Annotated in this window: 19 protein-coding genes and 1 pseudogene; 10 read left to right on the forward strand and 10 right to left on the reverse strand. The window is 73.9% G+C overall.

Going from position 1 to position 20,033, the window contains the following annotated elements; all coding sequences use genetic code 11:
* The first annotated feature begins 105 nt into the window (after positions 1-105).
* The 4 genes from ABZY44_RS30005 (at position 106) to ABZY44_RS30020 (ending at position 3,928) form a co-directional block, all read left to right on the forward strand.
* Positions 106-408, forward strand: a complete 303-nt coding sequence (locus ABZY44_RS30005) for a hypothetical protein (RefSeq protein WP_356659261.1) — start codon at positions 106-108, stop codon at positions 406-408.
* A 154-nt stretch (positions 409-562) separates the two neighbouring features.
* Positions 563-1,474, forward strand: coding sequence for an MBL fold metallo-hydrolase (locus ABZY44_RS30010; protein WP_356659263.1), 912 nt, complete (start codon positions 563-565; stop codon positions 1,472-1,474).
* 152 nt (positions 1,475-1,626) lie between these two features.
* Entirely contained in the window at positions 1,627-2,685 is a 1,059-nt protein-coding gene (locus ABZY44_RS30015; RefSeq protein WP_356659265.1) for a phosphotransferase family protein, read from the forward strand.
* Between the two features lie 10 nt (positions 2,686-2,695).
* Positions 2,696-3,928, forward strand: a complete 1,233-nt coding sequence (locus tag ABZY44_RS30020) for an acyl-CoA dehydrogenase family protein (RefSeq protein WP_356659267.1) — start codon at positions 2,696-2,698, stop codon at positions 3,926-3,928.
* A 79-nt stretch (positions 3,929-4,007) separates the two neighbouring features.
* Here the strand turns inward: ABZY44_RS30020 and ABZY44_RS30025 are convergent.
* Positions 4,008-4,361: pseudogene (locus ABZY44_RS30025) on the reverse strand (MerR family transcriptional regulator); the annotation flags it as partial.
* A gap of 61 nt (positions 4,362-4,422) precedes the next feature.
* Here ABZY44_RS30025 and ABZY44_RS30030 point away from each other — a divergent pair.
* Positions 4,423-5,559, forward strand: coding sequence for an alkene reductase (locus ABZY44_RS30030; protein WP_356659269.1), 1,137 nt, complete (start codon positions 4,423-4,425; stop codon positions 5,557-5,559).
* Positions 5,560-5,584: 25 nt separating this feature from the next.
* Here ABZY44_RS30030 and ABZY44_RS30035 read toward each other — a convergent pair whose 3' ends face one another.
* From ABZY44_RS30035 to ABZY44_RS30045, 3 genes are read right to left on the reverse strand one after another with little or no spacing between them, the layout of a single operon-like run.
* Entirely contained in the window at positions 5,585-6,193 is a 609-nt protein-coding gene (locus ABZY44_RS30035; RefSeq protein ID WP_356659271.1) for a TetR/AcrR family transcriptional regulator, read from the reverse strand.
* Between the two features lie 53 nt (positions 6,194-6,246).
* The gene (locus tag ABZY44_RS30040) at positions 6,247-8,109 is read right to left on the reverse strand and encodes an AMP-binding protein (protein ID WP_356659273.1); all 1,863 of its coding nucleotides are present in this window, start codon (positions 8,107-8,109) and stop codon (positions 6,247-6,249) included.
* Positions 8,106-8,870, reverse strand: a complete 765-nt coding sequence (locus ABZY44_RS30045) for an SDR family NAD(P)-dependent oxidoreductase (protein WP_356659275.1) — start codon at positions 8,868-8,870, stop codon at positions 8,106-8,108. The genes ABZY44_RS30040 and ABZY44_RS30045 overlap by 4 nt, the downstream gene beginning before the upstream one ends.
* 98 nt (positions 8,871-8,968) lie before the next feature.
* On the opposite strand from ABZY44_RS30045, the gene ABZY44_RS30050 reads away from it, so the two are divergent.
* From ABZY44_RS30050 to ABZY44_RS30060, 3 genes are all read left to right on the forward strand, one after another.
* Entirely contained in the window at positions 8,969-10,381 is a 1,413-nt protein-coding gene (locus ABZY44_RS30050) for a DUF1343 domain-containing protein (RefSeq protein WP_356659276.1), read from the forward strand.
* 164 nt (positions 10,382-10,545) lie between these two features.
* Positions 10,546-12,003 carry a serine-threonine protein kinase gene (locus ABZY44_RS30055; RefSeq protein WP_356659278.1) on the forward strand — a complete coding sequence of 486 codons (1,458 nt, stop codon included), beginning with the start codon at positions 10,546-10,548 and terminating at the stop codon, positions 12,001-12,003.
* Between the two features lie 126 nt (positions 12,004-12,129).
* Positions 12,130-12,720, forward strand: a complete 591-nt coding sequence (locus tag ABZY44_RS30060) for a hypothetical protein (RefSeq protein WP_356659280.1) — start codon at positions 12,130-12,132, stop codon at positions 12,718-12,720.
* Positions 12,721-12,795: 75 nt separating this feature from the next.
* Here ABZY44_RS30060 and soxR read toward each other — a convergent pair whose 3' ends face one another.
* A complete protein-coding gene (gene soxR / locus ABZY44_RS30065) occupies positions 12,796-13,239 on the reverse strand; it encodes a redox-sensitive transcriptional activator SoxR (protein WP_356659281.1) in 444 nt (147 codons plus the stop codon).
* Positions 13,240-13,360: 121 nt separating this feature from the next.
* On the opposite strand from soxR, the gene ABZY44_RS30070 reads away from it, so the two are divergent.
* The gene (locus tag ABZY44_RS30070) at positions 13,361-13,822 is read left to right on the forward strand and encodes a MaoC family dehydratase (RefSeq protein ID WP_356659283.1); all 462 of its coding nucleotides are present in this window, start codon (positions 13,361-13,363) and stop codon (positions 13,820-13,822) included.
* A 78-nt stretch (positions 13,823-13,900) separates the two neighbouring features.
* Here ABZY44_RS30070 and ABZY44_RS30075 read toward each other — a convergent pair whose 3' ends face one another.
* From ABZY44_RS30075 to ABZY44_RS30085, 3 genes are all read right to left on the reverse strand, one after another.
* Positions 13,901-14,542 carry a TetR/AcrR family transcriptional regulator gene (locus ABZY44_RS30075; RefSeq protein ID WP_356659285.1) on the reverse strand — a complete coding sequence of 214 codons (642 nt, stop codon included), beginning with the start codon at positions 14,540-14,542 and terminating at the stop codon, positions 13,901-13,903.
* Between the two features lie 156 nt (positions 14,543-14,698).
* Positions 14,699-15,007 carry a YiaA/YiaB family inner membrane protein gene (locus ABZY44_RS30080; RefSeq protein WP_356659287.1) on the reverse strand — a complete coding sequence of 103 codons (309 nt, stop codon included), beginning with the start codon at positions 15,005-15,007 and terminating at the stop codon, positions 14,699-14,701.
* An 83-nt stretch (positions 15,008-15,090) separates the two neighbouring features.
* Entirely contained in the window at positions 15,091-16,242 is a 1,152-nt protein-coding gene (locus tag ABZY44_RS30085) for an acyl-CoA dehydrogenase family protein (protein ID WP_356659289.1), read from the reverse strand.
* An 87-nt stretch (positions 16,243-16,329) separates the two neighbouring features.
* Between ABZY44_RS30085 and ABZY44_RS30090 the strand changes: the two genes are divergently transcribed.
* Positions 16,330-17,031, forward strand: a complete 702-nt coding sequence (locus ABZY44_RS30090) for a TetR/AcrR family transcriptional regulator C-terminal domain-containing protein (protein ID WP_356659291.1) — start codon at positions 16,330-16,332, stop codon at positions 17,029-17,031.
* A gap of 212 nt (positions 17,032-17,243) precedes the next feature.
* Here the strand turns inward: ABZY44_RS30090 and ABZY44_RS30095 are convergent, their stop codons facing one another.
* A complete protein-coding gene (locus ABZY44_RS30095) occupies positions 17,244-18,323 on the reverse strand; it encodes a Zn-dependent alcohol dehydrogenase (protein WP_356659293.1) in 1,080 nt (359 codons plus the stop codon).
* Between the two features lie 200 nt (positions 18,324-18,523).
* Positions 18,524-19,936, reverse strand: a complete 1,413-nt coding sequence (locus ABZY44_RS30100; RefSeq protein WP_356659295.1) for an aldehyde dehydrogenase family protein — start codon at positions 19,934-19,936, stop codon at positions 18,524-18,526.
* Positions 19,937-20,033 lie beyond the last annotated feature (97 nt).

Here is a 20,033-nt window from a genome sequence, read left to right on the forward strand (position 1 = left end):
ATGTCCACACAGTCCGCAAAACCGACACCGCAAAACCGAAAACGAAGAAGTCCACGACCCCTCGCCCACGCCGCACGGGTTAAAGATCAAGCTAGCCTCGGCGTCATGACGACCATGCACCGAGAGCACCCGACGGACGAGCACGCGCACGCGCACGGCCCGGACTGCGGCCACCCGCGGGTCGAGCACGGCGACCACGTCGACTACGCGCACGACGGGCACCTGCACCGCGAACACGCCGGCCACTGGGACGAGTGCGAGCCGGCGGGGCACACCGAACACGGGGGTCACGCGCACGCGCACGGCCCGAACTGCGGGCACGCGTCCGTCCGGCACGGGGACCACGTCGACTACGTGCACGACGGGCACCGGCACGCGGAGCACGACGGTCACTACGACGACCACTGACGCCGTCCGGCCGTCCGGCCGCCGCCCGGGTCCGGCCCCTGCCGCCGGCCGGCCGGCGGCGGCCGAAGCCCGCCGGTGAACCCCGCCCTCCCCCCGCGCCGCCGCGACTGGCAGGATGCCGACAGCCCGTCACCGCGACCTGGGGAGAGCGCAGATGCCCGTGGAAGAGCCGTACCTCGTCCAGCCCGCGGCCGGGGTGTACGCCTACGTGCAGCCCGACGGCGGCTGGTGCCTGAACAACGCCGGCTTCGTGACGGGCGGCGGCCGGACCCTGCTGGTGGACACCGCCGCCACCGAGCGGCGGGCGCTGGCCCTGCGGGCCGCGGTGGAGGCCGCCGGGGCTCCCCTCCCCCGCACCGTGGTCAACACCCACCACCACGGCGACCACACCTACGGCAACGGCGTGTTCGCCCCCGAGGCGCTGGTCCTGGGGCACGACAACGCGCGGTCCGAGCAGCTCGCGGCCGGGCACCAGCTGGAGATGATCTGGCCGGCGACCGATTTCGGCGCGATAGCCATCACCGCGCCCGACCTGACGTACAGCGACCGGATGACGCTGTACGTCGGGGAGACCGAGGTGCGGGTCATCCACCCGGGCGTCGCGCACACCACGGGCGACTCGGTCGTATGGCTGCCCGAGCAGCGGATCGTGTTCACCGGGGACCTGGTCTTCGCGCAGGGAACGCCGTTCCTGGCGATGGGCTCGCTGGCCGGGTCGCTGCGGGCGCTGGACCTGCTGCGCGCACTGGGCGCGGAGACCGTCGTACCGGGCCACGGCCCGCTGACCGACGCCGGCTCCTACGACGCCACCGAGCGCTATCTGCGGTACGTGGCCGAACTCGCCCGGGAGGGGCACGCGAAGGGACTGACCCCGCTGGAGGCGGCCCGGCAGGCCGATCTCGGCGAGTTCGCGGCCTGGCGGGAGAGCGAGCGGCTGGTGGCCAATCTGCACCGGGCGTACGCGGAGCTGGCCGGGGAGCCGGAAGGCGTCCCGCTGGACATCCTGGCGGTGCTGCGGGACATGACGGTGATGAACGGCGGGACACCGATCCTCTGCCACGCCTGATCCGGGTGCCCGCCCGATCCGGGTGCCGCGCCTGATCCGGGCGGGCGGTCCGGAAGCGTTTCTTCGGCCCGCACCCTGGACGGCATACCGACTGGTCGGCATGATGGTGGCGTCCGTTCCGTCACCGTCCACTCCGTACGGAGGTGCGCACCATGTCCTCAGCGCCGGCAGCGCCATCGGCCCCATCCGGCCCCCGAGGCCTCGATCTGGAGCGGCTGCGGGGCCATCTCGACCGCGTGCGGCCGGGCCTCGCGGCCGGGCCGCTGACCGGCAGGCTGATCGAGGGCGGCCGGTCGAACCTGACGTACGAGGTCGGCGACGGCAGTTCCCGCTGGGTGGTGCGCAGGCCGCCGCTGGGCCACGTACTGGCGACCGCGCACGACATGCGGCGCGAGCACCGGGTCATCGCGGCCCTGCACGGCACGGCGGTTCCGGTGCCCGAGCCGCTGCTGCTCTGCGAGGACGAGGCGGTGCTGGGCGCGCCGTTCTACGTCATGGAGTACGTGGACGGGGTGCCGTTCCGCACGGCCGGCCAGCTGGCCGCGCTCGGCCCCGAGCGGACCCGGCGGGCGGTCCTGGGCCTCGTGGACACCCTGGTCGACCTGCACGCGGTGGATCCGCAGGCGGTTGGCCTGGCCGATTTCGGCCGGCCCGAGGGCTTCCTGGACCGCCAGCTGCGCCGCTGGGGCAAGCAGCTCGCGGCCTCGCGGGGGCGGGAGCTGGCCGGGATCGACGAACTGCACGGCGCGCTCGGCCGGGCCCTGCCCGACTCCCCCGCGCCCACGGTCGTCCACGGGGACTTCCGCCTCGACAACGTGCTGATCGACGGGTCCCCGTCGGGCACCGACACGATCCGGGCGGTGCTGGACTGGGAGATGTCCACGCTCGGCGATCCGCTGACCGACCTCGGGCTGCTGGTGATGTACAGCTCCGACCTGGGTCTGACCGACTCCCCGGTCAGCACGACCAGCGGTGCTCCCGGGCACCCCTCGCCCGCCGAGCTGATCGAGCGGTACGCCGCGCGCTCGGGCCGGGACGCCTCGCGGATCGCCTGGTACACGGCCTTCGCGTGGTTCAAGCTCGCGGTGATCCTCGAGGGCATCCACTACCGGTTCACGCTCGGCCAGACCGTCGGCGCGGGCTTCGACCGGATCGGCGAGCTGGTCCCGGTCTTCATCGAGCACGGTCTGACCACCCTCCAGGAAGGCTGAGGAACCCCCGATGGATTTCGCATTCGACGCCCGGACCGAGGAACTGCGCGGGCGGCTGCTCGCGTTCATGGACGAGTACGTCTACCCGGCGGAACCGGTCGCCGCCGAACAGCGCGCACGGCTGGCCTCGCCCTGGGACACCCCGGCCGTGTTCGGCGAACTGAAGGCCGAGGCGCGCCGCCAGGGGCTCTGGAACCTGTTCTTCGTCGACCGGCACGGCCTGCCCGGCGCGGACCACGGCGCCGGGCTGACCAACCTGCAGTACGCCCCGCTCGCCGAGATCACCGGCCGCAGCCCGCACCTGGCGCCGATGGCGACGAACTGCGCGGCGCCGGACACCGGGAACATGGAGCTGCTCGCGCAGTTCGCGAGCGAGGCACAGAAGAAGCAGTGGCTGGAGCCGTTGCTGGCCGGGGAGATCCGGTCGGCCTTCGCGATGACCGAGCCCGAGGTGGCCTCCTCGGACGCGACGAACATCGAGACCCGGATCGAACGCGCGGGTGACGCGTACGTGGTCACCGGGCGCAAGTGGTACATCTCCGGAGCCATGAACCCGGACTGCAAGGTCTTCATCGTCATGGGCAAGACCGACCCCGACGGGTCCGACCCGCGCCGCCAGCAGTCCATGATCCTGGTCCCCCGGGACACCCCGGGCGTCGAGGTCCGGCGCGCGATGACGGTGTACGGGTACGAGGACCACGACCACGGCGGCCACGCCGAGGTGGTCTTCGACGGGGTCCGGGTCCCGGCGGCGAACCTGATCGGCGAGGAGGGCGGCGGCTTCGCCATCGCCCAGGCCCGGCTGGGGCCGGGCCGGATCCACCACTGCATGCGGCTCATCGGGATGGCGGAGCGCGCCATCGAGCTGATGTGCCGGCGCGCGATCGGCCGCAGCGCCTTCGGCAAGGAGCTGGCCGCCCAGGGGGTCGTACAGAACTGGATCGCGGACGCCCGGGTGACGGTCGAGCAGCTGCGGCTGCTGGTGCTGAAGACGGCCTGGCTGATGGACACGGTCGGGAACCGGGGCGCCCACACGGAGATCCAGGCCATCAAGATCGCGACCCCGCGGGCGGTCGTCGGGATCCTGGACCAGGCGGTGCAGCTGCACGGCGCGGGCGGGGTGAGCCAGGACTTCCCGCTGGCGGAGCTGTGGGCGGCGGCGCGGACGCTGCGGCTGGCGGACGGTCCGGACGAGGTACACCAGCGGTCGCTCGCGTACCGGGAGCTCAAGCAGTACCGCTGACCCCCGCGTCCCCTGCCCGCACGCCGGCGGCCGCGTCCACGTCGATCGCCGCCGCGGCCCCCGGCGCGGTGGCGGTGTGACCCGCCGCCGTGTCGATGACCTCGTCCAGCACGTCCCGGGACCGGAGCAGATCGGCGATCAGCCGGTCGATCCGGTCCCGTTCCGTCTTCAGCTGCGCGACGAGCGCCGGGGTGGCCCGTACGCTCGGCCCGCCGTCCGTGTCGCGCATGCACGGCAGGATCATGCTGATCTTCGAGCTGTGCAGGCCCGCCGCGTAGAGCTCCTGGATCCGGATCACCCGGTCCACCGCCCGCTCCGCGAAATCGCGGTGGCCGCCGGGCGTCCGGTCGGACACGAGCAGTCCCTGGGCCTCGTAGTAGCGCAGCGAGCGCTCGCTGACTCCGGTGCGCGCCGCCAGTTCACCGATCCGCATGCCCCACCCCTGCCGTCCGGGACTTGAACCTGACATTGATGTCAGGTTCTAGGTTACGGGCATGACGAACACACGGCGCCTCCTCCCTCCCGTCTCCCGCCTCTTCGAGTCCGCAGCCCTCGGGCCCCTGGAACTCCCCAACCGCCTCGTGATGGCCCCCCTGACCCGCCATCGGGCGGACGCCGACGGGGTCCCCGGGGAGCTGATGGCCGTGCACTACGCGCAGCGCGCCACGGCGGGTCTGATCATCGCCGAGGGCACCGCGCCGAGCGCCGTGGGGCAGGCGTACCCGAACATCCCCGGAATCCACACCGCGGAACAGGTCTCCGGCTGGCGGCGGGTCACCGACGCGGTGCGCGGGGGCGCCGACGGCCGGGGCGGCGGCGCGGCGATGTTCCTCCAGCTCGAGCACGGCGGGCGGGTCGGGCACCCCGACACCAGCGGGCACGTCCCGCTCGCGCCGTCCGCCGTGCGGCTCCCCGAGCAGGTGCACACCCCCGGTGGGCCGCGGGACGCCGTCGTCCCGCGCGCGATGACGGCCGAGGACATCCGGTCCGCCGTCGCCGACTTCGCGGCGGCCGCCCGCAATGCCGTGGAGGCCGGTTTCGCGGGGGTGGAGGTGCACGCCGCCAACGGTTTCCTGCCCCACCAGTTCCTGGCGAAGAACACCAACCTGCGGACCGACGCATGGGGCGGTCCGGTGGAGAACCGGATCCGGTTCGCCGTGGAGGTGGTCCGGGCCGTCGCCGGGGCCGTCGGGCCGGAGCGGACCGGCGTACGGATCTCGCCCGGAGTGGACGTCAACGGCATCGACGAGGGCGATACCGCGGAGATCTACCCGGCGCTGCTGGCGGCCCTGGCGGAGATCCGCCCGGTCTACCTCCACGTCCTCCTCACGGACCGGGAGCGGCCCCGGCTCCAGGAGTACCGCAGGGCCTGGCCGGGCACGCTGATCGCCAACCAACTGCTCTCCCGTGAGCAGTTCGAGGCCGATGGCGGCAAGGGCGTCGCCGCGGGGCTCCTGGCCGAGGGGGCCGACCTGGTCTCGCTGGGCCGGGGCTTCCTCGCCAATCCCGACTTCGTGGAGCGGCTGCGGACGGGCGCCCCGCTCAACGAACTCCGCCCCGAGTTCCTGATGCACGTACAGGGGGCAGAGGGGTACAACGACTACCCGGCGCTCGCGAACGCGTCGGGGTGACCGACCGCGCCTGTGTGAGCTGCCGCTACGGGCGCAGCGCGCGCAGCAGCAGGTCGGCGAGGTGGTCGGCGACCTGCTGCGGGGTGAGCGGGCCGTCCTCGCGGTACCAGGTCGACAGGTGGTGGACGGATCCGAAGTGGTAGTCCACCACCAGGTCGGCCGGGGTCGCGGTGGAGAAGACCCCGGCACGCTGGCCCTCCTCGACCAGCGCACGGAACCGCTCGTGATAGCGCCGGCGCTCCGACCGCACCTGCTTGAACTTCTCCGGGCTCAGCTGGTGCATCGACCGGAAGAAGATCGCCGCGTCGTCGAGGTTCTCGATGGTGGTGACGACCACGTCGGCGGCCGCGGCGCGCAGCCGCTCCTCGACGGGGGCGTCGGAACCGGCCACCGCGTCCAGCCGCTGCTGCTGGAGCCGCAGCATGCGCGCGTACACCTCGTGCAGCAGATCGTCCTTGGAACCGAAGTAGTGGTAGAGCGCGCCCTTGGTGACCCCGGCCGCCTCGACGATCTCCTGCACCGAGGTCCGGTCGTAGCCGCGCTCGGCGAACAGCCTGGTCGCGACGGCCAGCAGCCGCTGCGGTACCGGGGCCTCGTGTGCGCCGACGGTCTCCGTCGTGGTCTTGGCGGCCATGGCGCTCGCCTTCCTTTCGTGATCCCTCGCGTCGACCCTGCCGACGGCTGTTTTCAGCCGAGGTCCCGGTCGCGCAGTTCCCGTCGCAGGATCTTGCCACTGGTCGTCTTCGGAAGGACAGGCAGGATCTCCACCTGGCGCGGGTATTTGTACGCGGCGATGCGCTCGGCGCAGTACGCGGACAGTTCGACGGGGTCGGCCGTGGTCCCGGGGCGCAGGCTGACGTAGGCCTTCACGCTCTCGCCGCGGTAGGGGTCCGGGACGCCGACGACGGCCGCCTCGCGCACGGCGGGGTGGGTGTAGAGCACGTCCTCGACCTCGCGCGGCCAGACCTTGAAACCGGACGCGTTGATCATGTCCTTCTTGCGGTCGACGACGTAGAGCCAGCCGTCCGCGTCCATGAACCCGACGTCTCCGGTGCGCAGTTCGCCGTCCGGGAAGGACTTCGCGGTGTCGGCGGGCAGTCCCCAGTAGCCGGGGACGACCTGGGGTCCGCGGACGGCGATCTCGCCGGTCTCGCCGAAGGGGACCTCGGCTCCGCCCTCGTCGAGGATGCGGACGACGGTGTCGGCGCCGGGCACGCCCACGGAGAGGGTTCCGGAGACGGGGTCCACGGGGGCCTCGAGGTGCGCGGGCACGGAGGCGCAGGGAGCGGTGCACTCGGTGAGGCCGTAGCCGTTGCGCAGGTAGAAGCCGAAGGCGGCGCGGAGGCGTTCGACGAGGGCGGGCGGCAGCGGGGCTCCCCCGGAGGAGACCACCTGGAACGAGGCGAAGTGGCCGGGGGTGACGCCGGGGTGGGCGGCGAGCGCCATGAAGGCGGTGGCCGGGCCGACGGTGTAGGCGGGACGGTGCTCGAGGAACGCGTCGAGGACCACGCCGGCGTCGAAGCGGTGGGCGAGGACGAGGGTGCCGGCGTTGGTGAAGCAGGCGGCGAGCTCGCAGACCATGCCGGTGATGTGGAAGAGGGGCGCGAGGGCGAAGTAGCCGGCGCCCTCGGGGAGGGGGTGGCCGGTGACCTGCCGGGTGGCGTTGTGGGTGAGCGCGCCGTGCGGGTTCATGGCGCCCTTGGGGGTGCCGCTGGTGCCGGAGGTGTAGCTGATGAGGGCGGTGTCGGCGGCGGTGAGTCCCGGATCCGGCGGGGCGGGGTGGCCCTGGCGGGCCACGGTGGCGAGATCGGCGGCGAGGCCGGGGGCGTCGGCGGCCGCTCCGGCCTGCTGTCCGGCCGCTGGTTCGGTGGCCGGTTCGGCCGCCGGCTCGGCCGCTGCTTCGGTGGCGGTGGCGGAGGTGCCGGCCGGCTGGTCCGGGCGGCGCGGCGCGAGGACGCGTACGTCGTCGCGGGTCTGGAAGTCCAGGTCGCAGGCGGTCAGGACGGTCCGCACCCCCGTCCCGCGCGCGGTCTCGCGCAGGTACGCCGCCCAGGCGCGGACGTCGCACACCAGCGCGGCCGCCCCGGAGTCGCGCAGGACGTGGCCGACCTCGCCCGACTTGTACATCGGGTTGAGCGGGACCACGACCGCCCCGGCCTTCCAGGCGGCCAGGACGGCGAGCACGAAGTGCGGGGTGTTCTGGAGCATGACCGCGACGCGGTCCCCGCGGCGGACGCCGCGGGCGGCGAGGTGCCCGGCGAGGGAATCGGAGAGGGCGTCGGCCTCGGCGTAGCCGACGCGGCCGTCGAAGTAGGCGAGCGCGGTGCGCCCGGGGGCACGGGCGACGGCGGCGCGGAAGGCGTGCAGCACGCTGGGCGCGGGCTCGACCGGAGCCCGCTGGACCGGGGTGAGGCGGGCGAGCCAGGGCTTGGCGGCGTAGCGGGAGGCGGCCGGGGGCTCGGCGGCCACCGCGGACGGCGCGGGCGGCGCGGGCGGGAGGGGTGTGCCGGGCGTGGGCACGCCCGGGGTGGGCCCGGCGGCCTGGGTCATCGGGTCTCCCATGTGCGTTGGAGGCGGTTCATCCCGCTGAGCCAGCGGTCCGGCTCGGTGGCGCGGGCCGCGTAGAAGTCCGCGACCTCGGGGTGCGGGAGGATCAGGAACCGCCCCTTCTCCATGCCGTCGAACAGTGCGTCCGCGACCGCTTCCGGCTCGATCGCGGTCGGCGCGAGGACCAGCTCGCCCGCCGATCCCGCGGCGGTGAGCATGTCGGTCCGGACGCCCTGCGGGCAGATCGCGTGGACCTGGACGCCTCGGTGGCGGTAGGTCAGCGAGAGCCATTCCGCGAAGGCGAGCGCGCCGTGCTTGGTGACACTGTACGGGGCCGCTCCGATCATGGTCAGCAGCCCTGCGGCCGAGACCGTGGACACGAAACGGCCGCTCTCGCGCTCCAGCCAGTCGGGCAGCAGCAGCCGGGCCGCGCGGACGTGGGCCATGACGTTGGTGTCCCAGGCCGCTTCCCAGACGGCCTCGTCCGCGAAGGCGTCGCCCCCGGAGGCCAGTCCGGCGTTGGCGCAGTACACGTCCACCGTGCCGCCGAGCGCCTCGCGGGCCTCTTCGACGACCGCGGAGGCGTCGCCGGGCACGGCGACGGCGCGGGCACCGATCTCCTCCGCGACGGCCGCGGCCCTGGCGGGGTCGAGGTCGTTGACCGCGACCGTGGCGCCCTCGGCGGCGAAACGGCGGGCGAGGGCGGCTCCGATGCCGCCGCCCGCTCCGGTGACGACGACTCGCTGGTCCTGGAACGCGTTCACGGGTCCACCCTTCGTGGCCTGCTGCCGATGCCGGATCACCGGCAGACTAACCAGTCGGTATGTCGGTACGGAAGGGGGCCGCACCCTACTTTGGCGCGATGACGCTGTCGCGACGAGGGTTGCTGGGTCTGGCCGGAGCGGCGGGGAGCCTGGGGGCCGCCCAGGCCGCCGGAGTTTCCGTGGCCACGGAGATCACCGGGACAGCGGGGACCGCCCGGACTGCGGCGACTGCGGGGACTGCGGGGACTGCGGGAGCTGCCGGGACTGCCGGGACCCCTGCGGCTGCCGCGCCCGGCACCCGGGCCCCCGGTCGGGGCGCGGGCCCGGCCGCCCTCGCGGCGTCCGACCGCGTGCGGACCGGGTTCGAGTGCCTCGCGGCGGACGGGTACGCCGTACTGGCCGGTCAGCGGGTCGGCGTGCTCACCAACCCCACGGGGATCACCGCCGACGCCCGCCACCTGGTCGACGTGCTGCACGCCGACGAACGCGTGGACCTGGTCGCCGTGTTCGGTCCCGAGCACGGCTTCCGCGGCACCGCCCAGGCGGGCGGCTCGGAGGGGGCCGGGCGGGATCCGGCGACCGGGCTGCCCGTGTACGACACGTACGACAGGAGCGGCCAGCGTCTCGCGGACGTCTTCACGGCGGCCGGGATCGACACCGTCGTCTTCGACGTCCAGGACGTGGGGGCCCGCTTCTACACCTACATCTGGACCCTCTACGACTGCATGCGCGCGGCCGCCCTCGCCGGCAAGGCGGTGGTGGTGCTGGACCGGCCCAACCCGGTCGGCGGCCGGCGGGCGGCCGGGCCCGTCCTGCAGCGCCCGTACGCGAGCTTCGTGGGCCGGGAGCCGATCGCGCTCGCCCACGGGATGACGGCGGGCGAGCTGGCCGGCCTCTTCGCGGGCGAGTTCCTTCCCGGGAGCGGCCGCGCCGCGCAGGCCCCGCGGCTGCGCGTGGTGCGGATGACCGGGTGGCGGCGGGAGTCGTTCTTCGACGCGACCGGGCTGCCCTGGGTGCCGCCGAGCCCGAACATGCCGACCCCGGGCACGGCCCTCGCGTACGCGGGCACCTGCCTGTTCGAGGGGACGAACCTCTCCGAGGGCCGCGGTACGACCACCCCCTTCGAACTGCTCGGCGCGGAGGGCCTGGACCGGCGGTGGGCGGAGGCGGCGAACGCGCTGGAACTGCCCGGGGTGTGGTTCCGGGAGGCCTATTTCACGCCTTCCTTCTCCAAGTTCTCCGGGAAGGTGTGCGGCGGGGTCCGGCTGCTCGTGCACGACCGGGAGACCTTCGACCCGGTACGGGCCGGCATCGGGCTGCTGGTGACCGCGCGGCGGACGTGGAGCGGCTTCGCGTGGCGCCCGGACCACTGGATCGACCGGCTGACGGGCTCGGACCGGGTGCGGCTGATGGCCGACGCGGGGGCGGGGGTCGAGGAGATCGCCGGCGACTGGGCGGCGGGGCTGGCGCGGTTCGCGGCGGTGCGGGAGAGGTACCTGCTCTATCCCTGAGCCGACGGCCTCCGGCGGGACGTCCCGACGTCCCGCGGAGCGCCCGCTTCCACGCGCGCTCCCGCGCCCGCCGCGAGATCCGAGAGGCACCGCGAGGGGTCTGGCCGGGCGGGCCGGTCCGCAGGATGCTGTCGGAGAGGTACGCGGCGTGGAGGGGGGACGTCATGGTGGGCATCGGCGCACTGGCTACGGGGGCGGCGGGGATCGGGGTCCGCCCGTACGTGGAGCTGACCTTCGACTCCGAGGGCGACGTGGCCCCGGGCGCGCGGGAGGCGGTCTTCGGGATCGAGGCCACGGATCTGCTGGTCTTCGCCCACGGATGGAACTCCGACCGGTCCACGGCGGTCCGGCTCTTCGACCGTTTCTACGCCCCCTTCGCGGATCTGGTGGGGACCGGGGTACGGCTGGGATACGTGGGGGTCGTGTGGCCCTCGATCCGTTTCTCGGACGAGCCCATCCCGGACTTCGACGGCCCCGGCGGGGCCGTCGGCGGGACGGTCGGCCGTGCCGTCGCGGCCGCCGTCGGCGGGACGGTCGGCGACGCGGTCAGCAGTGCGGCCGGGGCGGACGGCGAGCCGGGGGGCCTCCCGGCGCCGGGCCACGGGGCGGCCCTGGACCCGTCCACCCGGCAGGCGCTCGGCGCGTTCTGGCCGGGCCGGGCGGCGGAGCTGGACCGGATCGCCGAGCTGCTGGCGCAGCGTCCCGCGCGGGAAGCGGCGTTCGCCGAGTTCGGGGCGCTGGTCCGGGAACTGGCCGGGGTCGACGGAGTCGGCTCGGGCGACGACCTGGCGGCCGCCTTCGCCCCGCGCGAGGTCCCCGCCTTCCTCACGGAGGACGTCATCGAGGTGTGCCGGACCTTCACCGAAGCGCTGGCCCGCGCGGGCGCCGCGCAGCGTGAGGACGCCGCCGGGGGGTCCTGCGGGGGCTTCCCCGACGCCGGATTCTCGGTCGGCGGCGGGCTGCGGACGCTGTGGAGCGGCGCCAAGGAGGTGCTGCGCCAGGCGACGTACTACCAGATGAAGGCGCGGGCCGGGGTGGTCGGCGAGCACGGCCTCGGCCCGCTCCTGGCGGAGCTGTCCGGCCGCCGGCCCGCCCTGCGGGTCCACCTCGTCGGCCACAGCTTCGGCGGCCGGGTGGCGTCCTTCGCGCTGCGCGCGCTGCCGGGCGGGGCGCGGAACGTGAAGTCCCTGACGCTCCTCCAAGGAGCCTTCTCCCACTACGCGTTCGCCGACAGCCTGCCCCACGATCCCGGCCGCGGCGGCGCCCTGCGCGGACTGCACACCAGGGTCGACGGCCCGGTGTCGGCCTGCCACTCCCCCTACGACTCCTCCCTCAAGGTCTTCTATCCGCTGGCCTCCCGGATGGCCGGCGATTCGGCCGGTCTCCTCGGTTTCGACGAACGGTGGGGCGCGATCGGGCACGACGGGGTGCGGGGCGTGCCGGGAGCGCCGCGGCTGACCCTCGACGCGGCCCTGCGCGGCGGGCTGCCGGCGGCGGGCTGCGTCAGCGTGGACACGGGTTCCGTGGTCCGCCACGGCGGGCCACCCTCGGGGGCGCACAGCGACATCTGCCACGAGGAGCTGGCCCGGCTGGTGGTCGCCGCGGGGCGCATGGGGCGCTGACTTCCGGCCATGTGCCACCCGTACGCCTCGACCGCCCCCGCATGCGCCCACACCAGTCAGGGCATGTTGGGCACACGGGAGCAGATCGATGCGCGGTACGCGGTGCGCGGCGGAGGTGAAGGTGTGATGGCGGGTTTTCGGAGTCTGGCCCACCAGGTGCGCGATGCGCGCAACGACCGTGCCCTGCGGCGCCACTCGCTGCGCCGCTGCCTCGAGCGGTTCGCCCCCTACGGACACCGCGCGACCTGGTGGCACCTGTGCGACCGGCACGGGATCGGCCCGGAGGACCGGGCCGCCGACCCCTCGCGGCTGGTGGCCGCGCTGGAGGAACTGGAGGAGGCGCGGGCGGTCTGGCTGGAGTACGAGCGCCAGTTCGCGGACCGCCGGCGGCGGGAGAAGCACGACGGGCTGCGGCGGCCCGAGTGGGCCTGGGGCGGGAGCGGGGACGCGGTGGTGCGGTGCGCCGACCCGGGGATCCGGCCGCAGGGGGCGCTGGGCGAGGTGCTGCGGCGGCTGGTGGTGGCACTGGAGTCGGAGCCGGGGACGGTGTGTCCGGTCTGCGGGACGCGGGAGCTGCACTGGCCGACGGCGCCCGCGCCCGCGGCCGCGGTGTGGGCGTGGGACGGGCCGGTGTGCGCGGGCTGCGGGATCGTGGTGCCCAGACCGGCGCTCGCGGAGTCCTTGTCGGGCGGTCCCGGCCTGGCCGGGGCGGCGTGAGCCCCACCCGGTCTCCGAAGGCTCGGGGGGTGCCGCAGACGGGCCGGCCGGGCCCCTGCCGCCCGGGGCGCGCCGCTACAGCCGGGAGCCGGTGAGGCGGTCGCCGAAGACGTCGTCCGGGTTGGACAGCGCGCAGTTCTCCAGGGAGAGGCAGCCGCAGCCGATGCAGTCGGTCAAGTGGTCACGCAGCCGGCCCAGTTGTGCGATGCGGTGGTCGAGCTCGGCGCGCCAGCTGACGGAGAGGCGGGCCCAGTCCTCGCGGTTGGGGGTGCGGCCTTCGGGGAGCTGGGCGAGGGCGTCGCGGATGCTGGCGAGGGGGATCCCCACGCGCTGGGCGGCGCGCACGAAGGCCACGCGGCGCAGCGCGTCACGGCTGTAGCGCCGCTGGTTGCCGGTGGTGCGGCGGCTGGTGATCAGGCCCTTGGTCTCGTAGAAGTGCAGCGCGGAGACGGCCGCGCCGCTGCGCGCGGACAGCTGGCCGACGGTGAGCTCGTGGACGTTCTCGGGAATCTGCGGCACAGCGCCGAGCGTAGTCGGCCGGGCCGACATCGGTGGACGGGCCCGTCGTTGACAGATACATGCGGTGACCGCATGCTGGGCCCGCTGAGCAAGCGCTTATTAGCCAGGGAGAGGTACGGGCATGTCCGAGCCGAGGATCTTCACGTCCGCCGAGGAGCTGACCGCCGGGGTCGGCGATCCGCTCGGCCCGAGTGACTGGCTGGAGGTGGACCAGAAGCGGATCGACCTCTTCGCGGACGCCACCGGCGACCACCAGTGGATCCACGTGGACCCGGAGCGGGCCGCGAGCGGGCCCTTCGGTTCCACCATCGCGCACGGGTATCTCACGCTGTCGCTGCTGCCGAGCCTCGTGCCGCAGATCATGCGGGTCGAGGGCATGAAGATGGGCATCAACTACGGGGTCGACAAGGTGCGCTTCCCCGCGCCGGTGCCGGTCGGCTCGCGGCTGCGCGCGACCGCGCTGATCACGGAGGTCGTGGAGGCGGGCGGCGGCGTACAGGTGTCGGCGACCGTCACGGTCGAGCGCGAGGGCGCCGAGAAGCCGGTGTGCGTGGCGGAGTCGGTGTCCCGCTACTACTTCTGAGCGGCTCCCGGCCGGCTCCCGAACGGCTTCCGATCGACTTCCGAACGGCTTCCGCACGAATCCCGATCCGCTCCCGCGTCACTCCCGGGGGTCCGCGCCGGGGCGGGCCCCCACCATCCGGAGCGCGAGGTCGGCGTAGAGCGCGCCGACCTCGTCGGGTGTGCGGCGACCGTCCGTGCTGAACCAGCGGGCCACGTCGATGCAGAGCGAGAGGACGGCGAGGGTGGTGCCGGGGACGTCGGGGACGGCGAACTCGCCCGAGGCGACCCCTTCGGCGACGATGCGGCGGACGGCGGCGTCGCTCTGCCGCCGCAGCGCCACGATTTCGGAGCGGTGCTCCGGACCGAGAGCGTCGAGCTCGTACTGGACCACGCGCGCGGTGGTGTGATGGGCCGCGTGCCACCGAACGAAGGACCGTACGGCCTCGGTGAGCCGCTCGGCGGCGGTTCCCGGACCCGACGCGGCGGTGTCCAGGATCTCCAGGGCCTTGTCGTGGCCGATCCGGCTGATCCGGTGGAGCAGCTCTTCCTTGGTCTTGTAGTGGATGTAGAGCGCGGCCGGGCTCATGCCGGCCCGCCCGGCGATGTCACGCGTGGTGGTGGCGTGGTACCCGCGCTCCGCGAAGGCCTCGACTGCGGCGACGAGCAGCCGCCGCGCGGCGTCGGGAGTGACCTCCGACCACGGCTGATAGCCGCCGGCCGTCTCCTGCGCGCTGTCCATCGCCGTCTCACCCTCTTCGCGAACGCTGCCCCGTCGTGCCCCGGCGCGCTGATGCCCCGGCGGGAAGGGACAGCTTACCGGAGGGTGAGCAAGCGCTTAGGCCTTCTCGGCCGGTCCGGCTTCCGGACCGGTCCGCGCTCCGGGCCCGCTCCGCCCCTACGCGGCCGGGCCGCCGTGCGCCTTCGGCGCGTAGGGGTCGTACTCCGCCATCATCTTCTCCATCCGGGCCTGGTCGACGCGGCTGACGATCTGCGTGACCTCCTGCCGGTCGCGGACCACCTTGGCGAGGGTGAAGGCCGAGGTGGTGAGGTAGAGCACCGCGATGCCGAGGAAGGCGCGCACCCAGCCGTCGGCGTTCATGTTGTAGATCCCCAGGGCCACGGCGGCGATGGCGACGCCGAAGGAGGCGACGGCCTGGCCGTAGTAAGCCCCCGTGTTCTGCTGCTTGACCGGTGTCTCGTTCATGGGCACAGCGTGGCGCGGGGGCGGCATCCGTCACATCCGCGCTCGTACTCACGCACGTACTCAGCCCGCGTCGGCGCGCTGCGTCAGAAGGCCGAAACTCCCGTCCGGGCACGGCCGATGAGCAGCTTCTGGATCTGGCTGGTGCCCTCGTACAGGGTCATCACGCGGGCGTCGCGCAGTAGTTTGCCGGCCGGGTACTCGTCGACGTATCCGTAACCGCCGTGCACCTGGAGGGCGTTGCCCGCCGCGCGGACGGCGGCCTCGGAGGCGAAGAGCTTCGCCGTGGAGGATTCGGTGGCGAAGGGCAGGCCGCGGTCGATCAGGTCGGCGACCCGCCAGGTCAGCAGGCGCGCCGCGTCCACGTCGACGGAGATGTCCGCGATGAGCTCCTGGACCAGCTGGTGCCCGGCGATGGGCTTGCCGAACTGCTCGCGCTCGGCGGCGTAGGCGACGGCCGCGTCGAGCGCCGCCTGCGCGATGCCGACGCAGCCGGCGGCGACCGACATCCTGCCCTTGGCGAGGGCCGACATGGCGACGGAGAAGCCCTTGCCCTCGGGGCCGAGCATCGCGGAAGCGGGCACGCGGACGCCGTCGAGGGCGAGTTCGGCGGTGGCCTGGCCGCGCAGGCCGAGCTTGCCGTGGATCTCGCGGCGGGTCAGGCCGGGGGTTTCGGCCGGGACGAGGAAGGCGGAGATGCCGCGGTGACCGGGCGAGTCGTTGGTGCGGGCGAAGAGCAGGACGACGTCGGCCCAGGTCCCGTTGGTGATGAAGGTCTTGCCGCCGCTGATGACGTAGGCGTCCCCCTCGCGCACGGCGCGCGTGGTGAGGCTGCCGGCGTCGGAGCCGGTGCCGGGCTCGGTGAGGCCGAAGCAGCCGAGCGCGTCGCCCGCGCAGAGGCGGGGCAGCCAGGACCGTTTCTGCTCCTCGTCGCCCCAGGCGGCGATCGTCTTGGCGACCAGGCCGAGGGAGACCGAGACGATGCCGCGCACGGCGGAGTCCGCGCGGCCGAGCTCCTCGGTGACCAGGACGTAGGAGAGGTGGTCGCCGCCGGAGCCGCCGTACTCCTCGGGGACGGTCAGACCCAGGAAGCCGACGGCGCCGAGCTTCTTGACGATGGCCCGGTCCACGCTTTCGGCGCGGTCCCACCCGGCCGCGTACGGGGTGATCTCGCGCTCGGCGAACGCGCGGGCGAGGTCGCGGACGGCGGACTGCTCCGCACTGAGCTCCAGGTTCACCGGGCACCTCCGGTCGGCCGGCGCGGGATCAACGAGACGTTAACTAGCACCGGTAGTTTTTGGTGGGCAGGCCCTACTATGTGGCGCATGGCCAGACCGCGCAAGCCCCTCCTCAGCAGAGACCTCATCGTCGGGGCGGCGGGTGCGTTGGTCGACGCGGAGGGCCTGGAGGCCGTCTCCACCCGGCGACTGGCGGCGGCGCTCGGGGTCAGCGGGCCCTCCCTCTACAACCACTTCCGCACGAAGGACGAGATCCTGGACGCGGTCGCGGACGCGGTGAGCGCGCGGGTCGACTTGTCGATGTTCGAACCCGGAGACGGGCGGGAGTGGCGGACCGCACTGCACGACTGGGCACACTCGTACCGGGCCGCACTGTCCGACCATCCGAACATCGTGCCGGTGCTGGCCCGCGGCCCGGGCCGCCGGCCGGCCGGTCTGCGGGTCGCGGACGCCGTGTTCGGCGCGATGACCGCGGCGGGCTGGCCCGCGGCGCAGGCCACCCGGATCGGCGCGCTGATGCGGTACTTCATCCTGGGCTCGGCGGTGGGCTCCTTCGCCCGGGGCTTCGTGGACGACCGGACGGCGTACGACCCGTCGGACTATCCGCACCTGGGCCAGGCCCACCTACTGGCGGAGCGGCAGCAGGAGGTGGACGAGGGCGCCTTCGAAACCGGCCTGGCGGCTCTCCTGGACGGACTCGGCCTGCAGTACGAGGCGTTGCGGGGCGCCGGAGTTGCAGGCGCCGGGCCGAGGACCCCGGAGCTGAAGGCGCCGGAGGAGACCGTGTGACGGACGGCGATCCCGGTACCGTCGCGGGGGTCGGCGGGCGGGGGGGCGGACCGAAGCGGGACCAGGTCGGGGGCCGGACCCGGGTGTCGGCCGCCGGTCGCGGCGCGGCCGGCCGGGGTGGGGCCGGCCGGGGTGGGGCCGGCCGGGGTGGGGCCGGTGCCGCCGACGGGCGGGTCACCGTTGCCGGAGCGACCCGCGCCGCGGCTCGGGCGCTAGAAGACGATGAGCGAGCGGCCGCCCTTGCCCGCGAGCATCGCGTCGAAGGCGGCCGGGATGTCGTCGAGGGTGATGTGGTCGGTGACCAGGGCGCCGAGGTCGAGCCGGCCGGCCCGGACGTGGGCCGCGAGGACCGGCAGGTCGCGGGCCGGGTCGCTGTTGCCGTAGACGCAGCCGGTGAGGGTGCGGGCGAAGTGGAAGATCTCCAGCGCGTGGAACGTGACCTGCTGCTCCTTGCCGCCGATGCCGACGACCGTCGTACGGCCGCCGCGGCGGGTGGACTCCCAGGCGCCGCGGATGGTCTCGGCCCGGCCGACGCACTCCACGGCGACGTCCGCACCGTGCCCGCCGGTCAGCGCGCGGATCTCCTTGGCGGTGGTGTCGGAGGCGAGGACGAACTCCGTGGCCCCGGCCGCCCGGGCCAGTTCCTCCTTGGCCGGGGAGACGTCCACGGCCACGATCGGGCCCGCCGTGGCGATGCGGGCCGCCTGGAGCGCTGCGAGCCCCACGCCGCCGACACCGAAGACGGCCACCGATTCGCCCGGGCGGACCTGGGCGCTGTGGTGGACGGCTCCGTAGCCGGTGAGGACGGCGCAGCCGAGCAGGGCCGCCTCGGTGAGCGGAATCCCGGCGGGCGCGGGCAGTACGCAGTTGGCAGCGACGACCGTCTCCTCGGCAAAGGCGGCCACGTTCAGCCCGGGGTGCAGCTCGACTCCCCGGGCGTCGCGGGCGTAGACGTCCCCTACCCCGGCGAGGGCCTTGACGCAGAGCCAGACCTCGCCGATGGAACAGTGGTGGCACTTCCCGCAGGACGGGGCCCAGTTGAGCACCACCCCGTCGCCGGGCGCCACGTGGGTGACCCCGTCCCCGACCGCGAGGACCGTACCCGCGCCCTCGTGGCCGAGGACGGCGGGCACGGGGACCCGCATGGTGCCGTTGGTGAGGGAGAGATCCGAGTGGCAGACCCCGGCGGCGGCGAGCCGCACCCGGACCTGCCCGGGGCCGGGTGCGGGCAGCACGATGTCCCGGATCTCCAGCGGTGCTCCGACGGCGGGCAGGATGGCGGCGCGGACCATGGTCGTCGTCTCCGTGTGTGCGGGTGTACGGATGTCGGGTGTGCGGGATGCCCGGTGTGGCGGTGCGCGGTGTGGCGGTGCGCGGTGGGGCGGTGCCCGGTGTGGCGGTGCCCGGTGTGGCGGTGCCCGGTGTGGCGGTGCCGGCTCTGCGAGTTGCCCGGTGTGCGGGTGCCGGGCGTGCCGCGGTCGGGCGTGCGGGCTCAGAACTGCAGGGACTTGGTCTGCAGGTACTCGGCGAGGCCGTGCGGGCCCAGCTCGCGGCCGACGCCCGACTTCTTGTACCCGCCGAAGGGCGCGAGCGGGTTGAAGCGGCCGCCGTTGATGTCCACCTGGCCGGTGTCCATCCGGCGGGCGAAGGCCACCGCCGTCTCCTCGTCCGCCGCCCAGACCGCCCCGCCCAGTCCGTAGTCGGTGCCGTTCGCGATGGTCAAGGCCTCGTCCTGGTCCTCGTACGGGAGGATCGACAGCACCGGGCCGAAGATCTCCTCCTGCGCGATGGTCATCCCGGGGGTGACGTCGGCGAACACGGTCGGGGCGATGAAGTACCCCTGCTCGTGCGGCGCCTCCGTACCGCCCGCGACCAGGCGCGCGCCTTCCTCCACGCCCTTGGCGATGAAGCCGCGCACGCGGTCGCGCTGCTTGGCGTTGACGACCGGACCCAGGCGGGTGCCCGGGTCGCGGGGGTCACCGGAGGGGTACTTGGCGACGGCGGCGGCCGCGAGCGAGACCGCCTCCTCGTACGCGTCCCGGTGGACGAGCATCCGGGTGAGCGCGTTGCAGCTCTGGCCGGCGTTGTTCATCACGTGACCCACGCCTGCCGCGACGGCCTTGGCCAGGTCGGCTCCGGGCAGGATGACATTGGCCGATTTGCCGCCCAGTTCCAGGGCGACCCGCTTCACGGCGGCGCCGGCCGTGGCGCCGATCTGCTTGCCGACGGCGGTGGATCCGGTGAAGGAGACGAGGTCGACTCCCTCGTGCGCGGCCAGGGCCTGGCCGGCGACCGGGCCGGTGCCGGTCACCAGGTTGAAGACCCCGGCCGGGATCCCCGCCTCGTGCACGGCCTCGGCGAAGAGCTGCGCGGTCAGCGGAGTGTCCTCGGCGGGCTTGAGGACGAGCGTGCAGCCGGCGGCGAGAGCGGGTGCCACCTTGGCAACGATCTGGTGCAGCGGGTAGTTCCAGGGCGTGATCGCCCCGACGACGCCGACCGGTTCCAGCAGCACGGTGGAGTTGCCGATCCGCTCCTCGAAGGCGTACGAGGCCCCGAGCTCGGCGAACGAGGAGGCCACCGCGATCGGAGCCCCGACGTGCACCATCTCCGAGAAGCCCAGCGGGGAGCCGAGCTCGGCGGTGATCGTCTCCGCAATTTCGCCCTTGCGGGCGACGAGTACGTCGCGCAGGGCCCCGATCAGGGCCGCCCGCTCGGCCGGAGCGGTGGCCGCCCAGGACGGGAAGGCCGCGCGGGCCGCCCGTACGGCCGCGTCCACGTCCTCGTCCGTACCGGCCGGGACCGACGCGATGGGCTGCTCGTCGGCGGGGTTGACGACCTCGATGTGGCCGCGTCCGACGGCTGCCCGCCACTCGCCGCCGATGTACATCCCGTCGTGGGCCTTCATGGCATTCCTCCCGAGCACGCACGAGCGCGTGGACCTGTGGACCTGGCGTCTCCGACAGCCTACAAACTAGCGCCGGTAGTTTTGCGGGCGCCAGGGG

It is taken from the genome of Streptomyces sp. NPDC006544 (genome assembly GCF_040611715.1).
Taxonomy (GTDB): Bacteria; Actinomycetota; Actinomycetes; order Streptomycetales; family Streptomycetaceae; genus Streptomyces.

Excerpts from the sequence above, each read along its gene's own strand:
- ABZY44_RS30100 (WP_356659295.1), bottom strand. The coding sequence starts at position 19,936 with ATGAAGGCCCACGACGGGATGTACATCGGCGGCGAGTGGCGGGCAGCC.
- ABZY44_RS30060 (WP_356659280.1), top strand. The coding sequence starts at position 12,130 with ATGGCGGGTTTTCGGAGTCTGGCCCACCAGGTGCGCGATGCGCGCAAC.
- ABZY44_RS30035 (WP_356659271.1), bottom strand. The coding sequence starts at position 6,193 with ATGGCCGCCAAGACCACGACGGAGACCGTCGGCGCACACGAGGCCCCG.
- ABZY44_RS30010 (WP_356659263.1), top strand. The coding sequence starts at position 563 with ATGCCCGTGGAAGAGCCGTACCTCGTCCAGCCCGCGGCCGGGGTGTAC.
- ABZY44_RS30095 (WP_356659293.1), bottom strand. The coding sequence starts at position 18,323 with ATGGTCCGCGCCGCCATCCTGCCCGCCGTCGGAGCACCGCTGGAGATC.
- ABZY44_RS30030 (WP_356659269.1), top strand. The coding sequence starts at position 4,423 with ATGACGAACACACGGCGCCTCCTCCCTCCCGTCTCCCGCCTCTTCGAG.
- ABZY44_RS30080 (WP_356659287.1), bottom strand. The coding sequence starts at position 15,007 with ATGAACGAGACACCGGTCAAGCAGCAGAACACGGGGGCTTACTACGGC.
- ABZY44_RS30040 (WP_356659273.1), bottom strand. The coding sequence starts at position 8,109 with ATGACCCAGGCCGCCGGGCCCACCCCGGGCGTGCCCACGCCCGGCACA.
- ABZY44_RS30070 (WP_356659283.1), top strand. The coding sequence starts at position 13,361 with ATGTCCGAGCCGAGGATCTTCACGTCCGCCGAGGAGCTGACCGCCGGG.
- ABZY44_RS30090 (WP_356659291.1), top strand. The coding sequence starts at position 16,330 with ATGGCCAGACCGCGCAAGCCCCTCCTCAGCAGAGACCTCATCGTCGGG.
- ABZY44_RS30055 (WP_356659278.1), top strand. The coding sequence starts at position 10,546 with ATGGTGGGCATCGGCGCACTGGCTACGGGGGCGGCGGGGATCGGGGTC.
- ABZY44_RS30020 (WP_356659267.1), top strand. The coding sequence starts at position 2,696 with ATGGATTTCGCATTCGACGCCCGGACCGAGGAACTGCGCGGGCGGCTG.
- ABZY44_RS30075 (WP_356659285.1), bottom strand. The coding sequence starts at position 14,542 with ATGGACAGCGCGCAGGAGACGGCCGGCGGCTATCAGCCGTGGTCGGAG.
- ABZY44_RS30050 (WP_356659276.1), top strand. The coding sequence starts at position 8,969 with ATGACGCTGTCGCGACGAGGGTTGCTGGGTCTGGCCGGAGCGGCGGGG.
- ABZY44_RS30015 (WP_356659265.1), top strand. The coding sequence starts at position 1,627 with ATGTCCTCAGCGCCGGCAGCGCCATCGGCCCCATCCGGCCCCCGAGGC.
- ABZY44_RS30005 (WP_356659261.1), top strand. The coding sequence starts at position 106 with ATGACGACCATGCACCGAGAGCACCCGACGGACGAGCACGCGCACGCG.